This window comes from Kitasatospora sp. NPDC093102, from assembly GCF_040683915.1.
Lineage (GTDB): Bacteria > Actinomycetota > Actinomycetes > Streptomycetales > Streptomycetaceae > Kitasatospora.
This window is the reverse complement of sequence record NZ_JBFBFA010000070.1, coordinates 1-18,307: the sequence shown is the minus strand read 5'-3', so window position 1 is coordinate 18,307 and position 18,307 is coordinate 1. Positions and strand designations below refer to the sequence as shown.

General features: G+C 69.7%; 17 protein-coding genes and 4 pseudogenes. 12 read left to right on the top strand and 9 right to left on the bottom strand.

Annotated elements, in window-relative coordinates:
- A pseudogene (locus tag AB0O11_RS37125) lies at positions 1–274 on the bottom strand (hypothetical protein); the annotation flags it as partial.
- A gap of 150 nt (positions 275–424) precedes the next feature.
- On the opposite strand from AB0O11_RS37125, the gene AB0O11_RS37120 reads away from it, so the two are divergent.
- The 3 genes from AB0O11_RS37120 (at position 425) to AB0O11_RS37110 (ending at position 2,769) form a co-directional block, all read left to right on the top strand.
- Positions 425–1,237 (top strand): hypothetical protein, encoded by an 813-nt coding sequence (locus tag AB0O11_RS37120; RefSeq protein ID WP_363396316.1) that lies wholly within the window; start codon positions 425–427, stop codon positions 1,235–1,237.
- A gap of 48 nt (positions 1,238–1,285) precedes the next feature.
- Entirely contained in the window at positions 1,286–2,005 is a 720-nt protein-coding gene (locus AB0O11_RS37115; RefSeq protein WP_363396314.1) for a hypothetical protein, read from the top strand.
- Between the two features lie 338 nt (positions 2,006–2,343).
- Positions 2,344–2,769: a hypothetical protein gene (locus AB0O11_RS37110; protein WP_363396312.1), complete on the top strand. Its 426-nt coding sequence runs from the start codon at positions 2,344–2,346 to the stop codon at positions 2,767–2,769.
- A 144-nt stretch (positions 2,770–2,913) separates the two neighbouring features.
- Here AB0O11_RS37110 and AB0O11_RS37105 read toward each other — a convergent pair whose 3' ends face one another.
- Both AB0O11_RS37105 and AB0O11_RS37100 read right to left on the bottom strand, forming a co-directional pair.
- Positions 2,914–3,840, bottom strand: coding sequence for an alpha/beta hydrolase (locus AB0O11_RS37105; protein WP_363396310.1), 927 nt, complete (start codon positions 3,838–3,840; stop codon positions 2,914–2,916).
- Positions 3,841–3,973: 133 nt separating this feature from the next.
- Positions 3,974–4,489, bottom strand: coding sequence for a cupin domain-containing protein (locus AB0O11_RS37100; RefSeq protein WP_363396307.1), 516 nt, complete (start codon positions 4,487–4,489; stop codon positions 3,974–3,976).
- A gap of 158 nt (positions 4,490–4,647) precedes the next feature.
- Between AB0O11_RS37100 and AB0O11_RS37095 the strand changes: the two genes are divergently transcribed.
- Positions 4,648–5,244, top strand: coding sequence for a TetR/AcrR family transcriptional regulator (locus tag AB0O11_RS37095; protein WP_363396304.1), 597 nt, complete (start codon positions 4,648–4,650; stop codon positions 5,242–5,244).
- 235 nt (positions 5,245–5,479) lie between these two features.
- Here the strand turns inward: AB0O11_RS37095 and AB0O11_RS37090 are convergent, their stop codons facing one another.
- Positions 5,480–6,382 (bottom strand): helix-turn-helix transcriptional regulator, encoded by a 903-nt coding sequence (locus AB0O11_RS37090; RefSeq protein WP_363396301.1) that lies wholly within the window; start codon positions 6,380–6,382, stop codon positions 5,480–5,482.
- 155 nt (positions 6,383–6,537) lie between these two features.
- Here AB0O11_RS37090 and AB0O11_RS37085 point away from each other — a divergent pair, with 155 nt between their 5' ends.
- Positions 6,538–7,488, top strand: a complete 951-nt coding sequence (locus AB0O11_RS37085; RefSeq protein WP_363396298.1) for an SDR family NAD(P)-dependent oxidoreductase — start codon at positions 6,538–6,540, stop codon at positions 7,486–7,488.
- 217 nt (positions 7,489–7,705) lie between these two features.
- Positions 7,706–8,503 (top strand): YbfB/YjiJ family MFS transporter, encoded by a 798-nt coding sequence (locus AB0O11_RS37080; RefSeq protein ID WP_363396295.1) that lies wholly within the window; start codon positions 7,706–7,708, stop codon positions 8,501–8,503.
- A gap of 133 nt (positions 8,504–8,636) precedes the next feature.
- On the opposite strand, the gene AB0O11_RS37075 is transcribed toward AB0O11_RS37080, so the two are convergent.
- The 4 genes and pseudogenes from AB0O11_RS37075 to AB0O11_RS37060 form a co-directional block, all read right to left on the bottom strand.
- The gene (locus tag AB0O11_RS37075) at positions 8,637–8,927 is read right to left on the bottom strand and encodes an iron-sulfur cluster assembly accessory protein (RefSeq protein ID WP_363396292.1); all 291 of its coding nucleotides are present in this window, start codon (positions 8,925–8,927) and stop codon (positions 8,637–8,639) included.
- Positions 8,928–9,429: 502 nt separating this feature from the next.
- Positions 9,430–9,861: an ester cyclase gene (locus tag AB0O11_RS37070; RefSeq protein ID WP_363396289.1), complete on the bottom strand. Its 432-nt coding sequence runs from the start codon at positions 9,859–9,861 to the stop codon at positions 9,430–9,432.
- A gap of 40 nt (positions 9,862–9,901) precedes the next feature.
- Complete coding sequence (locus tag AB0O11_RS37065) at positions 9,902–10,339, bottom strand: ester cyclase (RefSeq protein WP_363396322.1); 438 nt, start codon at positions 10,337–10,339, stop codon at positions 9,902–9,904.
- Positions 10,340–10,894: pseudogene (locus AB0O11_RS37060) on the bottom strand (NAD(P)H-dependent oxidoreductase); the annotation flags it as partial.
- A gap of 188 nt (positions 10,895–11,082) precedes the next feature.
- Between AB0O11_RS37060 and AB0O11_RS37055 the strand changes: the two are divergent.
- The 3 genes from AB0O11_RS37055 (at position 11,083) to AB0O11_RS37045 (ending at position 14,026) form a co-directional block, all read left to right on the top strand.
- Entirely contained in the window at positions 11,083–11,559 is a 477-nt protein-coding gene (locus AB0O11_RS37055; RefSeq protein ID WP_363396286.1) for a MarR family winged helix-turn-helix transcriptional regulator, read from the top strand.
- 258 nt (positions 11,560–11,817) lie between these two features.
- Positions 11,818–12,360 (top strand): alpha/beta fold hydrolase, encoded by a 543-nt coding sequence (locus tag AB0O11_RS37050; protein WP_363396319.1) that lies wholly within the window; start codon positions 11,818–11,820, stop codon positions 12,358–12,360.
- Positions 12,361–13,819: 1,459 nt separating this feature from the next.
- Positions 13,820–14,026, top strand: coding sequence for a hypothetical protein (locus AB0O11_RS37045; protein ID WP_363396284.1), 207 nt, complete (start codon positions 13,820–13,822; stop codon positions 14,024–14,026).
- Positions 14,027–14,088: 62 nt separating this feature from the next.
- Here the strand turns inward: AB0O11_RS37045 and AB0O11_RS37040 are convergent, their stop codons facing one another.
- Positions 14,089–14,526 carry a hypothetical protein gene (locus AB0O11_RS37040; protein ID WP_363396281.1) on the bottom strand — a complete coding sequence of 146 codons (438 nt, stop codon included), beginning with the start codon at positions 14,524–14,526 and terminating at the stop codon, positions 14,089–14,091.
- A 300-nt stretch (positions 14,527–14,826) separates the two neighbouring features.
- Between AB0O11_RS37040 and AB0O11_RS37035 the strand changes: the two are divergent.
- The 3 genes and pseudogenes from AB0O11_RS37035 to AB0O11_RS37025 form a co-directional block, all read left to right on the top strand.
- A pseudogene (locus AB0O11_RS37035) lies at positions 14,827–15,672 on the top strand (IS256 family transposase); the annotation flags it as partial.
- Between the two features lie 53 nt (positions 15,673–15,725).
- Positions 15,726–17,831 (top strand): ISAzo13 family transposase, encoded by a 2,106-nt coding sequence (locus AB0O11_RS37030; protein ID WP_363396278.1) that lies wholly within the window; start codon positions 15,726–15,728, stop codon positions 17,829–17,831.
- Between the two features lie 3 nt (positions 17,832–17,834).
- A pseudogene (locus tag AB0O11_RS37025) lies at positions 17,835–18,179 on the top strand (transposase); the annotation flags it as partial.
- Between the last annotated feature and the right edge of the window lie 128 nt (positions 18,180–18,307).

Here is an 18,307-nt window from a genome sequence, read left to right as displayed (position 1 = left end):
GGCGGTAGTCGTCGGGCAGCGCGGTCTCGTCAACGCTGTCGCCGCGGTGCGGGACCAGAAGCATCGCACGCCCGCCGACCTGCGCTGACGCCGGTACGACGGCAGCCCGTTCCCCAGCTGTCCGCTCGCTCATCCGCGTCAGGACCCTCTCGGCGACTGCGAGTTCCTCCCGCTCGGCCTTCACTTCGTCCAACTGCTTGACCAGCTGTTCTTCCAGCTCGTCCAATTCCGCGCAGCGCGCGGCGATCCGTTCCAGTACCTCGGGGTCCACCATGCCCGGGAGCGTAGGAGCATCGCGGGCTGGAACGGGCCAGAACCCACGAAGACCTCCCTGCCCGACGATCTACACGGCAGACTGCCGCGCGTGACCAGCACGAGCACCGGGGCACGGAATCACACCAGGCCCGTGACCTGCCACTTCACGATGCACACCACTCAGTACCTGCGTCACGGCGGCGCCCGATGGCACAACCTTCACCACGACCTGCGTCATCCCGGCCAGGGCTTCACCCTTGCCTACGTGCCCATCATCGGCATGCTGATCGCAGGCCACTTCTCACGGTTCGGAATTGCAGAGGCACGCTGGGTCTACGCGGTGTTCGTCACCGTGGCCGCCCTGATCGCCGCGCGTCTGCTGGCGCACTGGTGCACGGGCGCCCTGAGCGCGACCGTGCTGCACCCGGGGCATCTGCTGCCCGTCCCCTCCGCACCGTTCGTCGCGAGCGCCACCGCCTCGGCGCTCAGGCTGCCCGGTGTCGCCGACGCGGCCTTCGCGGTGGGGCTGCTGTACTGGCTGGCCTTCGGCACCGTCATCCTCGGCAGCCTCGTCACCAGCGACCCCCTGCCCAGGCCCGCCCGCCCGGCCCTCACCGTCCTGACCATTCCGCCGGCGACCGGCGGCATCGCCTGGACCGCAGCCCACAAGGGCGTCTTCGACGCCGTCGGCTACGGCTTCGCCGGCATCCTGCTCTTCACCGTCCTCCTCGTTGCCTTCCTCCTCCCGGAGCTGCGCCAGGCCTCGTTCCATCCGGGCCTGTGGATCTTCATCTTCCCCGTGACGGCAAGCACCAATTTCGTGATCCGCTGGATCCACGCGTCCGCAATCCCCGAAGGCCCGGCTCTCACCGGGATCCTCCTCGCCGGAGCGACCCTGGCACTGAGCCTGCTCGCCGGGGCCACCGTGCACCACCGGGCCAGGCGGGGCGTTCCCGAATCGGCCCTCGCGCACCGGCGTTGAGGCGCCCTCCACGTACTGCCCTCCGGCACGACCGACCAGGAAACCGACATGAACACACTGCTCGCAAAGGTCCTCAAGGCTCATGGTGGCCTCGACCGCTGGAATGCACTGAGCATGGTCCGCGCCACCCTCGTCAGCGGTGGCGACATGTTCGCCATCAAGGGCGTACCGCAGGACCCCACCCCCCGGGAGATGACCGTCTGGCTGCACGAGCAGCACGCCTCCGTGCGGCCGTTCGGCGCGCCCGACCAGAAGACCGACTTCACGGCCGACCGCATCGGCATCGAAAAACTCGACGGACGCGTCGTGGCCGAACGCCACGAACCGCGCAAGTCCTTCGCCGGCCACGACCTCAACACACCCTGGGACCCACTGGACCGCGCCTACTTCAACGGCTACGCACTGTGGACCTACCTCACCACCCCCTTCCTGCTGTCCATGCCCGGCGTCACCGTCACCGAAATCGAACCGTGGCGGGAGGGAAACGAACTCTGGCGGGGACTGCGCGCCACCTTCCCGCCCCACATCGCCAGCCACAGCACCGAGCAGGACTTCTACTTCGGCCCCGACCACCTCCTGCGCCGGCACGACTATCACGTCGACATCGCGGGCGGGTTCGCCGCGGCACAGTACGTCTACGACATTGTGGAGGCCGACGGCATCTTCCTCCCCACCAGACGCCGGGCCTACCGTCGCGACGCCGACCACCGTCCAACCCTCGACCAGACCATGGTCTCCATCGACGTGAGCGAGGTTCGGTTCACCTGACATCGAAGAGGGTTTCCGGCCGACCAGCACTGCGGCGGCGAGCAGGCCGTCGATCAGGGTGACGCGGTCTTCGGTCTTGAGCTGCCGAGGCAGCCGGGCGTTTCTCCGGCGGCCCACCCCCGGCAGGACCAGGGGGTGGCGCCGCGCGAGAGCCGATTTACCGCGGAGGACCTGGACGGCGACGAGGAGGTGGACGAGGAGTTCACCGTGGCTCGCGAGGATGCGGAACTCGGGGCCGGCGCGCGCTCGTCTGCGCGATCGACATTTTCATCGACGAGCTCTTCGAGGACGTCGAAGGCCTCGGCAACGACCCCAACGTCGCCGAGTGTGACGGTGTCATGTTCCAACTCGACCGGCTGCCCGAGCAGTTCGCTCACTTCTACACGCCGCTGTTCGCGCGCAAGCTCCTGGTCACGGCCGTGGAGCTGACGGGCCGCCTGAGCCGGCCGGGTTTCACGCAGCCCGGCTGCGTCGCGGAGGAACTGCTGCTGCGCCTCCTGCTTGCGGAAGCGGAGGCGACTCTTGACCTGTACGGTCTGCTGGACGACGGCGTCGAGGACGCGTTGGTCTCGTTCCGGGAGAATGTGTTCGAGGACCTGGACCACGAACTGCTCTATGAGCCGGCGATGGACGGCATCGACCAGGACCCCGCCGCTGCGGTTCTCGGAATCGCCCCGATGAGCGTCGAAGACTGGTTCACGCCGTTCGACTTCGGCAGCGTCGTACACCCGTACGCTGCCGGGTCGGCCACCGGGCGGGAGTAGGCGCCAGCAGCGGGGAGCGGGGGTCCCTTCCGCCAGGCGTGCCCGCGGAGGGACCGCCGCCGGACCCGACAAGCCGGGCCGGCAGGCGCCGTGCTCTGGTGCCGCGGCTCGGGTGTCCGCCGTCAGTCGGCCGGGGACGGACCGTCACCCGTGTGCCTCCGTGGGGCTCCCGGCCGATGGGGACGGTGGCGTGGCGGGTGTCGCGTCTGCGCGAGCTTTGAAGAAGCCGGTCAGTTCGCGGCTCAGCAGTTCCGGCTGTTCCTCCGAGAGGAAGTGGCCGGCGTCGGGGATCTCGACGAACCGGATGTCGGTCGCCAGGCCTTCGTTCGAGGCGCGGGACAGTGGGAGGTAGCGGCCGCCGGGTACCAGAACCGGCATGGTCAGCTTGGGGAAGCCGGCCGCGACCCGGAGGTCTTCACGGAGGGTCCGGTACCAGCCGGCCACCGCTCGGATCGCGTCGACGGAGTCGTAGGCGCGGGCGTAGATCTCCCGGCTCTTCTCGTCGATGCTCTCGGGGGAGGCGGTGAGCAGATCGGCGGACCAGTCGACGAGGGGCCGGTAGCGGCCCGCGAGCAGTCGCTCAGGAAGCTCGCCGAGCTGGTTGAAGCCCAGGTGCCACGCGTTCAACCCGTTCGGTGCGGGCAGGGCGGGAAGGTCTCCCAGTTCGCTCGTCGGTGCCCCGGGTTCCCACATCGCCAGCGCGGCGGTGCTCTCGGGGAACTGGGCGGCGAAGAAGTAGGCGACCCAGGATCCGACGTCCTCACCTGCGACGTAGACCCGTTCATGGCCCAGGTGCCGGACGAGCTCGTGGACGTCGCGCGCCATGGTGGCCTTGTCGTACCCCGAATCGGGCTTCTGGGACTCGCCCATTCCCCGGTACTCGCAGACGATCACCCGAAAGTGCGGCGCGAGCAGGGGGATCATCGTGCGGTACTGCCACCAGGTGCGGGGCCAGCCCGGGAGCAGCACGAGCGGCTCGCCCGAACCGCTGCTCACGTAGTGCAGGCGGACTCCGTTGACACGGGCGAAGCCGTGCTCGATCGATTCGGTTGCTGCTGGTTCGGTGGGCATGCGTGTCCTCCTGCGGGGATGCACTGGCCGTCGGACGTGGGGAGGGTCGGTGCCGCCCGGACGGCACCGACCGGGCTCGGCCGCCCGGGCCGCGCGGGATCGCGTTGCGGGCGGCCGGGTCGCCTCGGAGGTTCTAGCTGGGGTCGGGGAGGATCTCCGTGGCGTAGCGCTCCATCAGCTCGGTCGGGGGCTCCCCGATGCTGAGCTCCCGGATGGGGGGCGCCACTCCCGGTTCGGCCGGTGTGGCGCCGGCGAGGAGCAGTTCCTCCATGCCGCCCGGGGTGAAGAAGAAGATCATCTTGGCCGCGTGGTAGCCGCGGTTGCGGAAGCGGTGCCGGGTGCCGCGCGGGACGAAGAAGAATCCGCCGGGCCCGGCGGTCACGGTCTCGTCGCCGTTGAGGAACTCCAGCTCCCCGGAGATCACGTAGAACGCCTCGTCGTGGTCGTTGTGGACGTGCGGCGCGGGCCCGCCCTCGGGCGGCACCGTCGCCTCCAGGAACGTCAGCGCCCCGTTGGTCTCCTGGCCGCCGACCTTGAGGGTGTAGGTGTCGGCGAACACCCAGGCCGTCTCCCCCTGTCCGGAGGGCACGTAGACCGCGCCGCGCCTGGTGTACCGGGGGTCCGTCGCGTAGGGATCGATCAGGCTCATGACCTCTCCTTGGTTGCTGAGCGGAGTATCCTAACGATCGTTACTAAACTATTCCGTGCCCGTGGGGACGTGTCAACGGCACCGTCGATAGGCTGGGGGAGGGTCCCGCTCTCCGCAGGGGCCGCCGAGACGCCCGTGGGCGGGAGAAGGGAAGGCTCATGCCGGGTGGTCGGCCTCGCGGCTACGACCCCGAACTCGCGCTGGAAGCGGCCATGCTGACCTTCTGGACCCGGGGCTACGAGGGCACCGCCATGGCCGAGCTCACGGCGGCCATGGGGATGAGCGCCCCCAGCATCTACGCGGCGTTCGGGGACAAGGAGGCCCTCTTCCGGAAGGCCGTCGAACGCTACATGGCCGGGCCTGGGGCCTATCTGCAGGCAGCCCTCGACCAGCCGACCGCCGAGGCCCTGGCGCGAACGTTCCTGTACTCCGCCGTGGAGGCGGTCGCCGGGGAGAGCACCCCGCACGGCTGCCTGGTCGTGCAGGGCGCGCTCGCCGTGAGTCCTCGCTCGGCCGAGGTCCGCGAGTACCTGGCCAGGCTCCGGGAGGACGGGGTGACGTGCCTGGCCGACCGGCTGAGGTCCTTCTCCGCCGCCGACGGCCTGCCTCCCGGCTCCGACCCCTCGGCCTTCGCGCGGCTCCTGGTCACGCTCGTCCAAGGGCTCGCCGTCCAGGCCGCCTCGGGTGTGCCGCGCGAAGCGCTCCACACCGTCGCCGACCAGATGATCACCTGCTGGCCGTGTCGAGTGGATTGAACCCGCGGAGGCGGACGGCAGTGGCCCGACGCGTCGGCGGCACCGACTCCCTCGGTCGCGCACTCGCTGGGGCACGCGTCAGACTTCCCCTTCGCCGCCGCGTTCGAACGCCGCCACGGCATCCCCCGGCCGTTGGTTGGCCCGAATGCGTACGTTGACCGACCGGGTGGAGACATGGACGTCCGGGCTGCCCGCTTGTCACCCGGACTCCGAGTCCTCCGTCTCCGGCGTGCGGTCAGGACGGTGTCGAAGCCCGGGTGTCGGGCGGGCCCGGAAGAGACGGTTGCGCTGTCCAGGCCGCCAGCAGGCGTAGCGCGTCGGCGGACGGGGATTCGGGTTCGGCGGTGTAGATGCCGAGGGTCTGTTCGTCGTCGCCGGTGACGGCGAGGGCCTCGTAGTCGAGGCGGAGGTCGCCGACGACCGGGTGGTGGAAGTGTTTGGCGCCGTACGTCCGGCGTCGGACGTCGTGCTCGGCCCACCAGCGGCGGAAGTCCGTGTCGCGCAGGGAGAGTTCGCTGACCAGTTCGGCCAGTTGGGGATCGTGCGGGTGTCGGCCTGCGGAGAGGTGGAGCGCGGCCACTGCGGCGCGGCCCACGGCCTGCCAGTCCGCGTAGAGCGAGCGAGCCCTGGGGTCCAGGAAGGTGAACCTGGCCATGTTGCGCTCGCGTCGCGGCAGGGCCTCGAAGTCGACGTACAGGGCGCGGGCCAGCTGGTTGGCGGCCAGTACGTCCGTGCGGCGGCCGATGACCAGGGCGGGTACCTCGGTCAGGGTGTCGAGGATGCGGTACACGGCCGGCCGTACCCGCTGCGGGGTGAGGGGCCTGGGCCGGTGGGTGCGCGAGGGACGGGCCAGGGCGTACAGGTGCTCGCGCTCGTCGTCGGTCAGCCGCAGGGCGCGGGCCAGGGAGTCCAGCACGGCTTCGGAGACGTTGGACTGCCGGCCGCGTTCCAGCCGCACGTAGTAGTCCACGCTGACCCCCGCCAGCTGGGCGACCTCCTCGCGCCGCAGCCCCGGCACCCGCCGCACGGTTGCGGACGGGGCGAGCCCGGCCTCGGCGGGTGTGAGGCGGGCCCGGCGGGTGCGCAGGAACTCCCGCAGTTCGCCGTTGTCGCCCGATTGGGGCGGGTGCGCGCTCATGCTCTCCACGGTACGGCCGCCGCGCCGTCGCCCCGGCGCCGAGAGGGGTACTGCCGGACCCCGGCACGTGCCGTGCCCGTTGTGGCGCCTCGGCCCGCCCTGGCCGGTGCTTGGCTGGACGGCATCCAGCCCCACCGCGATCCGGAGGAATCCCGATGACCGGCAACGCACTGATCACCACCCCATTCGGAGCGGCGTCGACCGCCAGGGATGTCCTGGGCGGCGTCGATCTCACCGGTCGGCGCGCCGTCGTCACCGGGGGTGCCTCCGGCATCGGGCTGGAGACCGCCCGCGCGCTGGCCGCGAGCGGTGCCGAGGTGACCCTGGCTGTGCGCGACACCCGGGCCGGCCTCGCCGCCGCCCGGCAGATCACGGACACCACCGGCAACCGCCGTATCCTGGTCGCCGCACTCGACCTGGCGGACCGAGGGTCCGTCGCGCGGTTCGCGGCCTCCTGGCAGGGCGCGCTTCACGTCCTGGTGAATAATGCGGGCGTCATGGCCACCCCCGAACTGCGGACTCCGGAGGGCTGGGAGTTGCAGTTCGCCACCAACCACCTCGGCCACTTCGCCCTGGCCACCGGCCTGCACGCCGCGCTGGCCGCCGCCGGCGGCGCCCGGGTGGTGTCGGTCAGCTCGGTCGGCCACCTCAACGGCGGCGTCCTCTTCGACGACCCCCACTTCCTGCGTCGCCCGTACGATCCGTGGGCCGCCTACGCCCAGTCCAAGACCGCCAACGTGCTCTTCGCCGTCGAGGCCGCCAGGCGCTGGGCTCCCGACCGGATCGCCGTCAACGCGCTGAACCCCGGCCGGATCCCTGGCACCGGCCTGGCCCGCCACATGGGCGGCGGCCTGGAATCCGCCCCCGCCTCCTTCGAGGCGAACAGCACGGACGTGTCCTGGAAGAACGCCGAACAGGGTGCAGCCACCTCCGCGCTGCTCGCCGGCTCGCCCCTCGTCGAAGGAGTGACGGGCCGCTACTTCGAGGATTGCCGGGAAGCCGTCCCCCACCGGCCAGGTGTGCGGCGCGGCATCGCCGAGTACGCGCTCGACCCGGACAAGGCCGCCCGCCTGTGGCGGCTCTCGACCGGGCTACTGGCCGCCTGACGATCTGCCGGAACGGTCACCTCGAAGCCGCTGACCAGGGTTGGAAGGCTGGGCCTCGCACCAGAGAGGAAGCCGGTCCCGGGGACGGGCCGGTTCGGCGTTGCCCGCCCCGGCCCGTGCCTCCTACTGTCGAGGCATCGACCGGCGGCCGCTGCCGAGGTCGAGGCATCCCACCCCGCCACCGAGCCGACGTTCGGCCGCATCCCGGAGGTATGTCATGAGCGCGCAAATCCTGGGCCAGAAGGTCGCCGTCATCACCGGTGCCTCGCAGGGCATCGGCGCCGGCATCGCGCTTTCCGGCCTGCTCGTTCTGGTGCTGCGCTCCATGGCGGACTGGCGCACCGCCTGGTGGGCGGCAGCCGGCCTCACCGCCGTGTGCGCCGCCGCCTCATGGAACCTGCGCCCGGCCCCGGTCCCGGCTCCGGTCCCACGGAATGAAGCCGGTGACGCTACGGCGGGAACGCACCGCCGATTCACCGTCCTCCTCACCGCCTACACCCTGGAGGGCATCGGCTACATCATCGCCGGCACCTTCCTCGTCTTCGCGATCGACCAGAGCGCCCCGGGCTGGGCCGGCAGCAGCGCCTGGATCCTGGTCGGCCTGGCGGCCGTACCGTCCTCGGCGCTCTGGGCCCGCCTGGCACGCCGCTGGTCCCATCCCGCCCTGCTGGTCACCGCACTCGTCGTCCAGGCGGTCGGCATCGCCCTGCCGGCCCTCACCGGCTCGGTGGCCCCCGCACTGCTCTCGGCACTGCTCTTCGGTGGAACGTTCATCGGCGTCAGCGCACTGGCCCTCGCCACAGGTGCCCGGATGCGCCAGCCGCGCTCGGTCGCGCTACTGACCGGCGGTTACTCGGTCGGCCAGCTCCTCGGCCCGCCGGTCGTCGCACCGCTGCTCCACCACGGCTACCACCAGGCGCTGCTGCTCGCCGCCGGCATCGCTCTGGCCGCAGCCCTCGCCGCCGTCACCCTGTGCCTCCCGTTCTCGAAAGAGCTTGATCCCAGGCGCAGTTGAGTCTCCGAAGGCCATACTCCGGGGTCGCCGGCGGATCTGGGTGTGCAGGGTGCGGAACGCTCCGTCACGCACGACCGAGTTGGACGCGGCACCCGAACCGCAGCTCGCGTCGCCAGTCGTTCTGCGAGGGAGCCTAGGAGTTACGGGTGTTCGGGTTGTCGACGACGAAGCCCTCACCCCCGTCCCCGGTCCTGTAGTCGATGACGGTGCCCTCGATATAGCCCGCGGACATGCTGTCGACGACGACCTGGACGCCGTGGCAGACCTTGACGACGTCGCCGTCCTGCTGGTTGTCAAGGGTGAGCCCGTACTGGGGGCCGCTGGCGCCACCGCCGCTCACGAAGAAGCGCAGTGCGAGACCCTCCTCGCCTTCCTGTGCGAGGAGGGTCTCGATCTTCGCGGCGGCGGCTTCCGTGAGTGCCACACCGAGTTCACGCGCCTCAGCGGTTTCCGGTGTGCCGGCGGCCGGCAAGGGCAACGGTGGACTGACCGGCCTCGCGGGGGCCTGCTCTTCGGCAGGGGAGCGCTGAACGGCGCCGGAAGTGCCGTGCGCGGACACGCCTTCGTGCGCGCGCCTCCTTGGCGACCATCCGTGCCACAACCGTGTTGCCGACTGTCGCCTGCAAGGCCCGGGCGGCCCCGGGGGTCAGCCGGCCCGGGGCGCGACCGGTGGCGCGGTCGGTCACGGTGGGGCCGGGCCCGGCGGGGACGGAGCGCCGCGCCGTCTGGCCGGGCTGAGCCTGAAACTCTCTCTCCTCGCGCATGGGAAGAGTCCTCTTGTTCGGCCTGCCGGATGCTTCGACACATGCTGGTCCAGGAGCGGTGGACGGGCAAGGGGCGCCCGGACACCGCCCCGGGCAGGAGGGCCCAGCACGACACGACCCGGCGGGGCAGGCCCCGGCGATGCCCGGCGGCGCTCGGCACCGCTACGGCTGCTGCCGCGCCGCCAGCTCCTGGAGGAAGGCCGTGAAGTCCGCGTCGGCCCAGTGCTCGATGATCTTCCCGTCCTCCACCCGGTCGACCGTCGTCGCCGTGAAGGAGGCGTACCGGCCGGACGGGGGAATGTCGAGCAACCGGCCGGTGTGGTGTCCACCGAGGAGCCAGCGAGTCGCCACCTTGTCGCCCTCGGCGACCTGGTCGAACACCGTGATGGCGAGATCGTCGAAGGCTGCCACCAGGCCGCTGTCGAACTCCAGCCAGGAGTCGCGGTCGAAGCCCGGGACGTGCATGACGGCGTCCGGGTGGATGTATCGCTCGAAGGACCTCGGCAGGTCCCGGTGGGCGTAACTCTCGTAGAACGCCCGCACGAGGTCCTTCGCTTCGCCGGCCGGGCCGCGCCAGCCGCTGTGCTGCCCCATGTCCTGCCCCCTTCTGTAGTGTTAGTCAATTCACGTTCTGCTAACGGATGTTCGCGGTTGCTTCGCCGCGCAGCAGGTCCAGGAACCGGCCGAAGTTCCCCTCTGACCAGTGCTCGACGGACTGGCCGTCCACTACTCGGTCGATGGAGATGCCGCTGAGCCGGACCTCGCGGCCGGACGGCGGGATGCCGAGGATCGTCCCCGTGTGGACGCCGTTGATGACCCAGCGCGTGACGACCTTGTCCCCCTGTGCGATGTGGTCGAGGACGTCCAGCCGGTAGCCGGTGAGCGACGCCTTCAGTTCGAGGTCGCCCGCGAGCCAGGCCGAGCGCTCGTCAGGGCCGTCGAAGCCGTGGAGGACCAGGTCCTTCGCGATGTACCGCTCGAACCCGTCGGCCAGGTCCCCGTTGTAGCTGCCGTAGAACGCGGCGGCGACCTGCTCGGGGGAGGGGTGGGAGGACGCGTCGGTGTCGGACACCGTGCGCAGCGGGGCGAGGGCGTCGGCCCAGGCGATGACCTGGTCGAGGACGGAGGTGAGGGTGTCGAGCTGCGCGGCGGCCGGCTTGAAGGTGCTGAACTCCTCGAAGTCGGTGAAGAGGGAGAGGGCGACCTGGGAGCGCACGTCCGCCATCTGGAGCTCGCCGACGACGAGGCGAAGGTGTTCGACGGCGCGGGTGCCACCGGTGGAGCCGTAACTGACGAAGCCGACGGCCTTGTTGGCCCACTCGGCATGGAGGAAGTCGAGGGCGTTCTTCAGTGCCGCGGGCGCCGAGTGGTTGTACTCGGGGGTGACGATCACGAAGCCGTCGAAGCTCGCGATCCGTTCCGCCCAGGCCTGGGTGTGCGGCTTGGTGTAGCGCCCGAAGGAGGGCGGGAGGGGCTCGTCGAACAGCGGGAGTTCGTGGTCCTGCAGGTCGACGAGTTCGAACTGTGCGTCGGTGCGGCGGGTGGCGTTCTCGTGCACCCAGCGGGCGACGGCCTCGCCGTTGCGTCCGGGGCGGGTGCTTCCGAGGATGATGGCGATCCTGGTCATGGTCATGGCCGTGCGTCCGTCCTTCCTGAGCATTCCTGGGTCACCCGGAGCCGCTGAGGGCACCCCCGAGTCCGGTACTTGTCACGTCAAGCAAAATCCTTGACGGGTGAAGTACATACCCGATGTGCTTGATGCGTCAAGGAGTTGGGGGGTGATTCCTTGACGCGTCAAGGAGCTAAGGTGGGGGAATGGCCACTACTGACCAGCCGCCGCAGTCGCTCGACCCCACCGAGGAGGCGTTCGTCCGCGAGCTGAGCCGCGTCATGCTGGCGCTGCCGCGCGCGGTCGACGCCGACATCGTTCGCGAGGCAGGACTGCCGCTCTCCGAGTACACGCCCCTGATGCACCTCTCCGAGGCCCCGGAGAGGCTGATGCGGATGAACGAACTCGCCGCTGCCTGCAGTCTGTCCCTCAGCGGGATGACTCGGGTCGTCAGTCGGCTGGAGAAGCAGGGCTGGGCCGAGCGCGCCAAGTGCGCCGGGGACGGGCGCGGTTGGAACGCCATCCTCACCGACGCCGGATTCGCGCGTCTGGAGCAGGCCTGGCCGGCGTTCCTGGTCAGCGTGCGCCGGAATCTCGTCGACCACTTCGCTGGCCAGGACCTCGCGGGGCTGACGGACGTGCTCCGGAGGGTGGCCACCGACTCCCGCCCGTCCACCCGCTGAGCGGCACGGTCGAGGTCGCGGGAGGCCCTGGCGGCCGCACTGGCGCCGGGGGCCGGCTGAGGCCGCGCCATCACTGGACCGGCCGGACTCCGACGCCGGCCATGGGCGCTGACAGGGTTTGCCGAACCGGCAACAAAGCCGGCTGCAGTCGCGGTGGGCACGACAGGATCGGTCCGTAGCCGTAGTTCGGTGCCACCACGCCGGCCCGGCGCACACGGATCAACAGCCTCGGAGGGTTCGTGTCGCAGCAGGCGGCGGATTTACACGCACCGGCTGGTCCATGCTCCGGCGGGGCGTATCCACCTGGTGGAGCAGGGCAGCGGGCCGCTGGTGCTGCTCGTGCACGGCATCCCCGAGTCCTGGTACTCCTGGCGTCACCAACCGCCGGCGCTGGCCGCCGCCGGATACCGGGCGGTCGCGGTAGACGTCCGCGGGTACGGCCGTTCCTCCCGGCTCCAGGCCGTGGCCGGGTACCGGATGCCCGGACTGGCCGAGGACGCCGCAGCGGTGGTGCACGCCCTGGGGGAGCGGTCCGCGGCGATCGTCGGGCACGACTGGGGCGCGACGATCGCAGCGAACTGCGCGCTGGTCCGGCCGGAGGTTCGCGGTGGCCAGGTAGAGCCAGCCCTCCTCGGTCGGCAGACGGGTCATGTCGCCGACCGACTGGACCGCCTATTCGGCAGACCATGGCCGAGGGGTTTCCCTCGCGGTCGCCCGCGTCGTGTGCTCGCCCACGGCGCGCCCGGGAGCGGAGCCAGCGGGCGGGCGCGACCGTATGGGCGAGTTTCCGGCGGCCAGTGATACATCACAAGACTGGTTGGTATGCATGCCGCCTGATGTCTACTTGGTGTCAGGCTCGGAGGTCTCGGGGTGTACGGCAAGCAATCCACGTCGTGGTTTCCGGCGGGCCCCGATGTGCTCCCGGAACCCGAAGGGTCGGCCACCCCCCGGGGCGGGGTCGCGGTGAGCACCGCGCGCGGCCCCGATCAGTGAGCGGCCGCCGTCATGCTGCTGCCCATGGAGAAGGGGCTCCGATGAGGAGCCGCCAGCCAGCCGTATGACCAGTTCACCGCACAGGAGCAGAGGGACGTCCGTGGTCGTTCAGCCGTTCTCCGCCGAGGCCGGTGGACCGCCGGAGACGTCGCTGGAACCGGCAGACACCACTGGCTACCCGGAGGTGCGGCTGACCTGTGGCAGCGACGGGCCCGGAGGAGAACGGCGGGCCGTCACCGCGGTCCTGTCCCAGCCCTTCCAGCTGCGGTGGGCCGAGGTGCGGCCGCGGCGGCTGGGTCGGTGTCTCGCGTGCGAGACGGGCCGGTGCCAGCGGCGACGGCCCCGTGGATCGCGGCCGGGAGCGGGCGACGTGCGCGTCACGGACTCGGGCGGCGAGCACTGCCACGGAGCGTCGGACGTCGTCCATCGCCTCGCGTAGCCCGGCCGTCATGCCGTCCGCGGAGAAGAAGCCGAAGCCCGGGAAGCGTTCGACCGCCTGGCCGACCTCGGTGCCGGTGGTGACCACGCGTACTGCCGCGAGATCGCCCACTACAGGACTGGCACCCAGCCGAGCAGCCCGTCCGCGGTCCGGTGGGCCGACGACGAAACGGCTGTCCGCGAACGCCGCAGGAGGCCCTGACCGTGATCCGGGGCGCCCGAATTCAGCAGCCGTAGCCCCCGAAACCCGCGCGGAGCCGCGCAGCTCGCTTACCTGCTGACCGCGCGCACAGCACTGCGGGCCAGCTCCGGGAAGGAACCGGCCCGCAGATGCTCACGTCACGGGCAGTTGCCAACGGCGCCCGCGAACGCCTCAGCGGATGCTGCGATGGTGGCCAGCACCGTGGCTGCGGCGATGATGGCATAGCGACGGATCATCAAAATTCCCCCTCTGTGGTTGGCCAAGCGGGCCACGGCGTCCAGTCCTGCCGGACACCGGCCCTGCGACCAAGCTACCGGCTCTGCTGGTGCCGGGGGTTCAGAAACGCTCACCTGCTGACCACACAGCACTGCGGGCCAGCTCTGGGAAGGAACCGGCCCGCAGATGCTCAGGTCACGGGCAGTTGCCAATGGTGCCCGCGAACGCCTCGGCGGATGCTGCGATGGTGGCCAGCACCGTGGCTGCGGCGATGATGGCATAGCGACGGATCATCAAAATTCCCCCTCTGTGGTTGGCCAAGCGGGCCACGGCGTCCAGTCCTGCCGGACACCGGCCTGCCAGCGCCCCCGATACTACGTTGGATGTGTGTTAGGCGGCAGGCTGTTTTCAGTGCTGGTACGTCAGATTCCCTTCAGCCGCCAGCTCGCTGGGGTGGTGATGATCGGCGTGTGGTTTTCACTGGGGTTCGGCGTGGTTGTTCACCGGCTCGGGGTGGTGTGTTGTGGCTGGTGGCGGGCTGTTTCGGGGTGGGGTGTGGTGAAGGGGTGGGGCCGGGACGGTGGTGAAGCGTTCCGCCGTATCGCGGTGAAAAGCTGACGCCGATCGTTATCACGGGGCCGGTGCATGGCTCCCGCGGCCGGAACACCGCTCCGAGGGTGTCAGGCTGTCCAGCAGTACAGGCGGTCGTCGTGTCCGTGGATGCCGCGTGCCAGTCGGGCGAGGGAGTTAAGGACTTCCTCGGCGATCTCCTGGTCGATCTTCTTGCCTTCTGGTGCCTGCTTCTCTACCCAGAGCCGACTGGTCTGGACGAGGCGGGAACGATCGGTGCCGGCGAGTGCTTCCTGAAGCGTGCGGGAGGCGGCGAGGACGACGGGCCCGTGGCCGTCATCGGGGTCGGCGACGGTTTCGGGCTCGCCATCATCGAGGAGCTCGTCGAAGCTCCGGCCGGTCAGGAAGCTCTCCCACTCGATCATGGCCTCCTCGGGATCGAAGTTGCCCCACGTCCGGGATTCGAAGATCCCGTCGGGGCCGTGTTCGACGACCGCGGCCGCGGCTTCGTGGCTCGGTGCGAGGAAGAACGTGATGATGCTGCTCACTGGGGCATGGTTGCTTGCTCGAGCGGTCTTCGTCTACTCGACATCGTGTGCGGGGCGTGGCCGGTGAACGTCCCGGGCCGAATGTCCAGGTCGATGGTGGGGCGATGGTGCCGGGGTTCGGCGTGTGGTGAAACACCACAGCGGTGGTTTGCCTTCGATCGGGTGTTGCCGTGCGGCGTGTCGGTATCGCACCAGGGGGTCGCGGACAACCTGGCCTCAACGAGGCCTGTTGTGAAGCAGACGGGCACTGACGGGTCTGTACGGTGACCGGTGTATCTCCCGATCAAGGAAGAGCACCTGATGAGCGACGTGACTGCCTCGGTTGAGGCGGTTGAAGAGGTTCGGCCGGTCGAGCTGTCGGCGGACCTGCTGGACGATCAGTTGATCGGGCAGCTGGTCGACCGGGCTCGCGCGAGCGGGCTCCAGTTGACCGGTGAGGGCGGACTGCTGCAGCAGCTGACCAAGCGGGTGCTGGAGTCCGCCCTGGAGGGCGAGATCACCGACCACCTCGGATACGAGAAGCACGATCGGGCCGGCGCGGGCAGCGGCAACAGCCGTAACGGCGTCCGCTCCAAAACCGTGCTGACGGACGTCGGACCAGTCGAGATCGAGGTGCCCCGCGACCGTGAGGGCAGCTTCGAGCCGCAGATCGTCAAGAAGCGCCAACGACGGTTGACCGGCGTCGACGAGATGGTGCTGTCCCTGTCCGCAAGGGGACTGACGCACGGTGACATCTCCGCGCATCTGGCCGAGGTCTACGGGGCGAGCGTGTCCAAGTCGACCATCTCCACCATCACCGACAAGGTCATGGACGGGATGTCCGAATGGCAGAACCGCCCGCTCGACGCGATCTACCCGGTGGTCTTCATCGACTGCATCCACGTGAAGGTCCGCGACGGGCAGGTCGCCAACCGACCGATCTACGTCGCCCTCGCGGTGACGGTGGACGGCACCCGCGAGATCCTCGGACTGTGGGCCGGCGACGGCGGGGAGGGCGCCAAGTACTGGCTCCAGGTCCTGACCGAGATCAAGAACCGCGGCATCGAAGACGTGTGCATGGTCGTCTGCGACGGGCTCAAGGGCCTGCCGGACGCCATCTCGGCGGTCTGGCCGCAGGCCATCACCCAGACCTGCGTGGTCCACCTGAAGCCGTAAGGGAACAACACGTTGCTTCCCGGGAACTGTGTCGTTGATGTGGTATGCGCATATCTGACGAGGCCCGCCTGCAGCTCGCCCAGCGCTTCGAGGTCCTGCTACCGCACTTGAATGAGCGTCAGCGACGCCTGGCCATGGCGACCGAGGCCCGTCTGCTCGGCCATGGGGGCGTGCGCCTGGTCGCGCGGACCGCCAGAGTTAGCGAGACCACCGTCCGCAGGGGCGTATTCGAACTCGAAGACGGTGCTGAGCCGCTGTCCGAGGGGCGAGTCCGTCGCCCCGGTGGCGGGCGGTTGCGGGCCGAAGCCGTCGACTCGTCCCTGGTCCCCGCCCTGCTGGGGTTGGTCGAGCCGGACGAGCGCGGGGATCCGATGTCGCCGTTGCGCTGGACGACGAAGTCGTTACGGCACCTGGCCGCCGAGCTGTCCTGGCAAGGACACCGGGTGACCGCGCCCACGGTGGGGCGACTGCTGAAGGAGAACGGGTTCAGCCTGCAGGGCACCGCCAAGACCCTGGAAGGCGAGCAACACCCAGACCGCGACGCGCAGTTCCGCTACATCAACGAGCAGGTCAAAGAGCACCAGGCTGTGGGCGAGCCGGTGATCAGTGTCGATTCGAAGAAGAAGGAGCAGGTGGGACTGCTGCCGATGGCCGGGCAGGAGTGGCGGCCCAAAGGCGACCCGGTCCAGGTCGAGGACCACAGCTTTTTCGCGGGCCCGCACGTGGAGACAGCGGTCCCGTACGGGATTTACGACATGACCGCGAACACCGGCTGGGTGAACGTCGGTGTCGACCACGACACCTCCGCGTTCGCGGTCGCCTCGATCCGCCGCTGGTGGCAGGCACGCGGCTCGCTCGACTATCCGACCGCGACACGGCTGCTGATCACCGCGGACGCGGGCGGCTCGAACAGCTACCGCTACCGGCTGTGGAAGGCCGAACTGGCAGCATTCGCCGCCGAATCCGGACTCACGATCACGGTCTGCCACTTTCCTGCGGGAACAAGTAAATGGAACAAAATCGAGCACCGGCTCTTCTCGCACATCACCATGAACTGGCGCAGCAGGCCGCTGACCAGCCACGAGGTCGTCGTCAACACCATCGCCGCGACACGGACCCGGGCCGGGCTGCGTGTCGAGGCCGCGCTCGACACCGGCTCCTACCCGACCGGCATCCAGGTCAGCCGCGAACAACTGCAGGCTCTGCCGATCACCGCCCACGACCAGCACGGGAAGTGGAACTACAGCCTCGCGCCTACCGCCGGCGACAACCCCGCCCAACCACCGCAGAGTGCCGACGAGCGCGCCGCTGCCCGCACGCAGACCCTGCGGATGCTGGCCGACCTCCGCCTGACCGGTATGACCGGCACCGAACTGGACGCGCTGCGGGCCCGGCTCGCCTCCGGCCAGGAGGCCCGGCGCGAGCAGCGGCGCTACGTCCTGCGCGGCGGCAGGCGAGTCGCCACGACCGGCCGCAACCGATCCCTGCTCTCCAGCGCGGACGAGGTCCTGGTCACTGTGGTCTACCTGCGACAGGTCTGCTCGCAGAAGGTGTTGTGCGACCTGCTCGGAATCAACCCGGTCACCATCGGCCAGGCCATCAAGGCCACCCGACAGCTCCTGGACGAGCACAAGATCACCATCGCGCCGACTGTCGTCCGCTACTTCACCCACGCCCGGGATCTGCGCGCCTTCATCACCCAGGCCGACCCGGACCAGCACCCGATGGAACCGAGTCGCCATGCGCTCACCACCCCGGCACTGACCGGCATGACCCGCGAAGCCTTGCACGGCCTGCTCGAAGAACTGATCGTGCCCTACGCGGCCGCGATCGAGAAGCGTCGATATCGCCACCGTGGCGGCGACCGCCGTCCCGGCACTCGCGGCGGCGTGTTCCGGCAGAAAATCACCGACGGCGACCGGATCCTCGCCACGATCCTCTACCGGCGCCGCATCTGCAGCCTCGACACCCTCGCCGAACTGTTCGGTGTCTGCCGCAGCACCCTGTGGAATGCGATCAACGACGTCCTACCCGTTCTCGACGACCACGGCCTGGTCATCACTCCCGCCGAACGCCGATACGCCAACGCAGCCGATCTCCTGGCGTCGACACACGCCCACGACTCCGAAGACCACCATGTTGTTCTTTGACAGCTTCACCTCATGCGGGCATCGTTTCGATACGCGGCCCGCCAGGACTGGGAAAAGATCTCCCGCGCGCTCAAGCCGATCTACACCGCAGCGACCGCCGATGCCGCCGAGGAGCGCTTCCTGGAGTTCCAGGAGGAATGGGGCGCCAAGTATCCGGCGATCGTTCGGCTCTGGTCGAACGCCTGGGCCGAGTTCGTGCCATTCCTCCAGTTCGACGCGGAGATCCGCCGGGTCGTCTGCACGACCAACGCGATCGAGAGCGTGAACGCCCGCATACGCAAGGCGGTCCGCGCCCGGGTGCTCCGTCCCGGCGGTTTTGAAAGATCTTGTCAATTGATCATGTGTTGACCACTGGACTTGCAGAATCTGGGACTGCTGTTCAGAGCGTGGTGGTGAACCGGTCTGTAGCTCGATGACCAGCAGCGTTTGGGTGGCCGTGGTGTCGGGGTGGCCGGCTGTGGGCAGCCAGCGGGGAG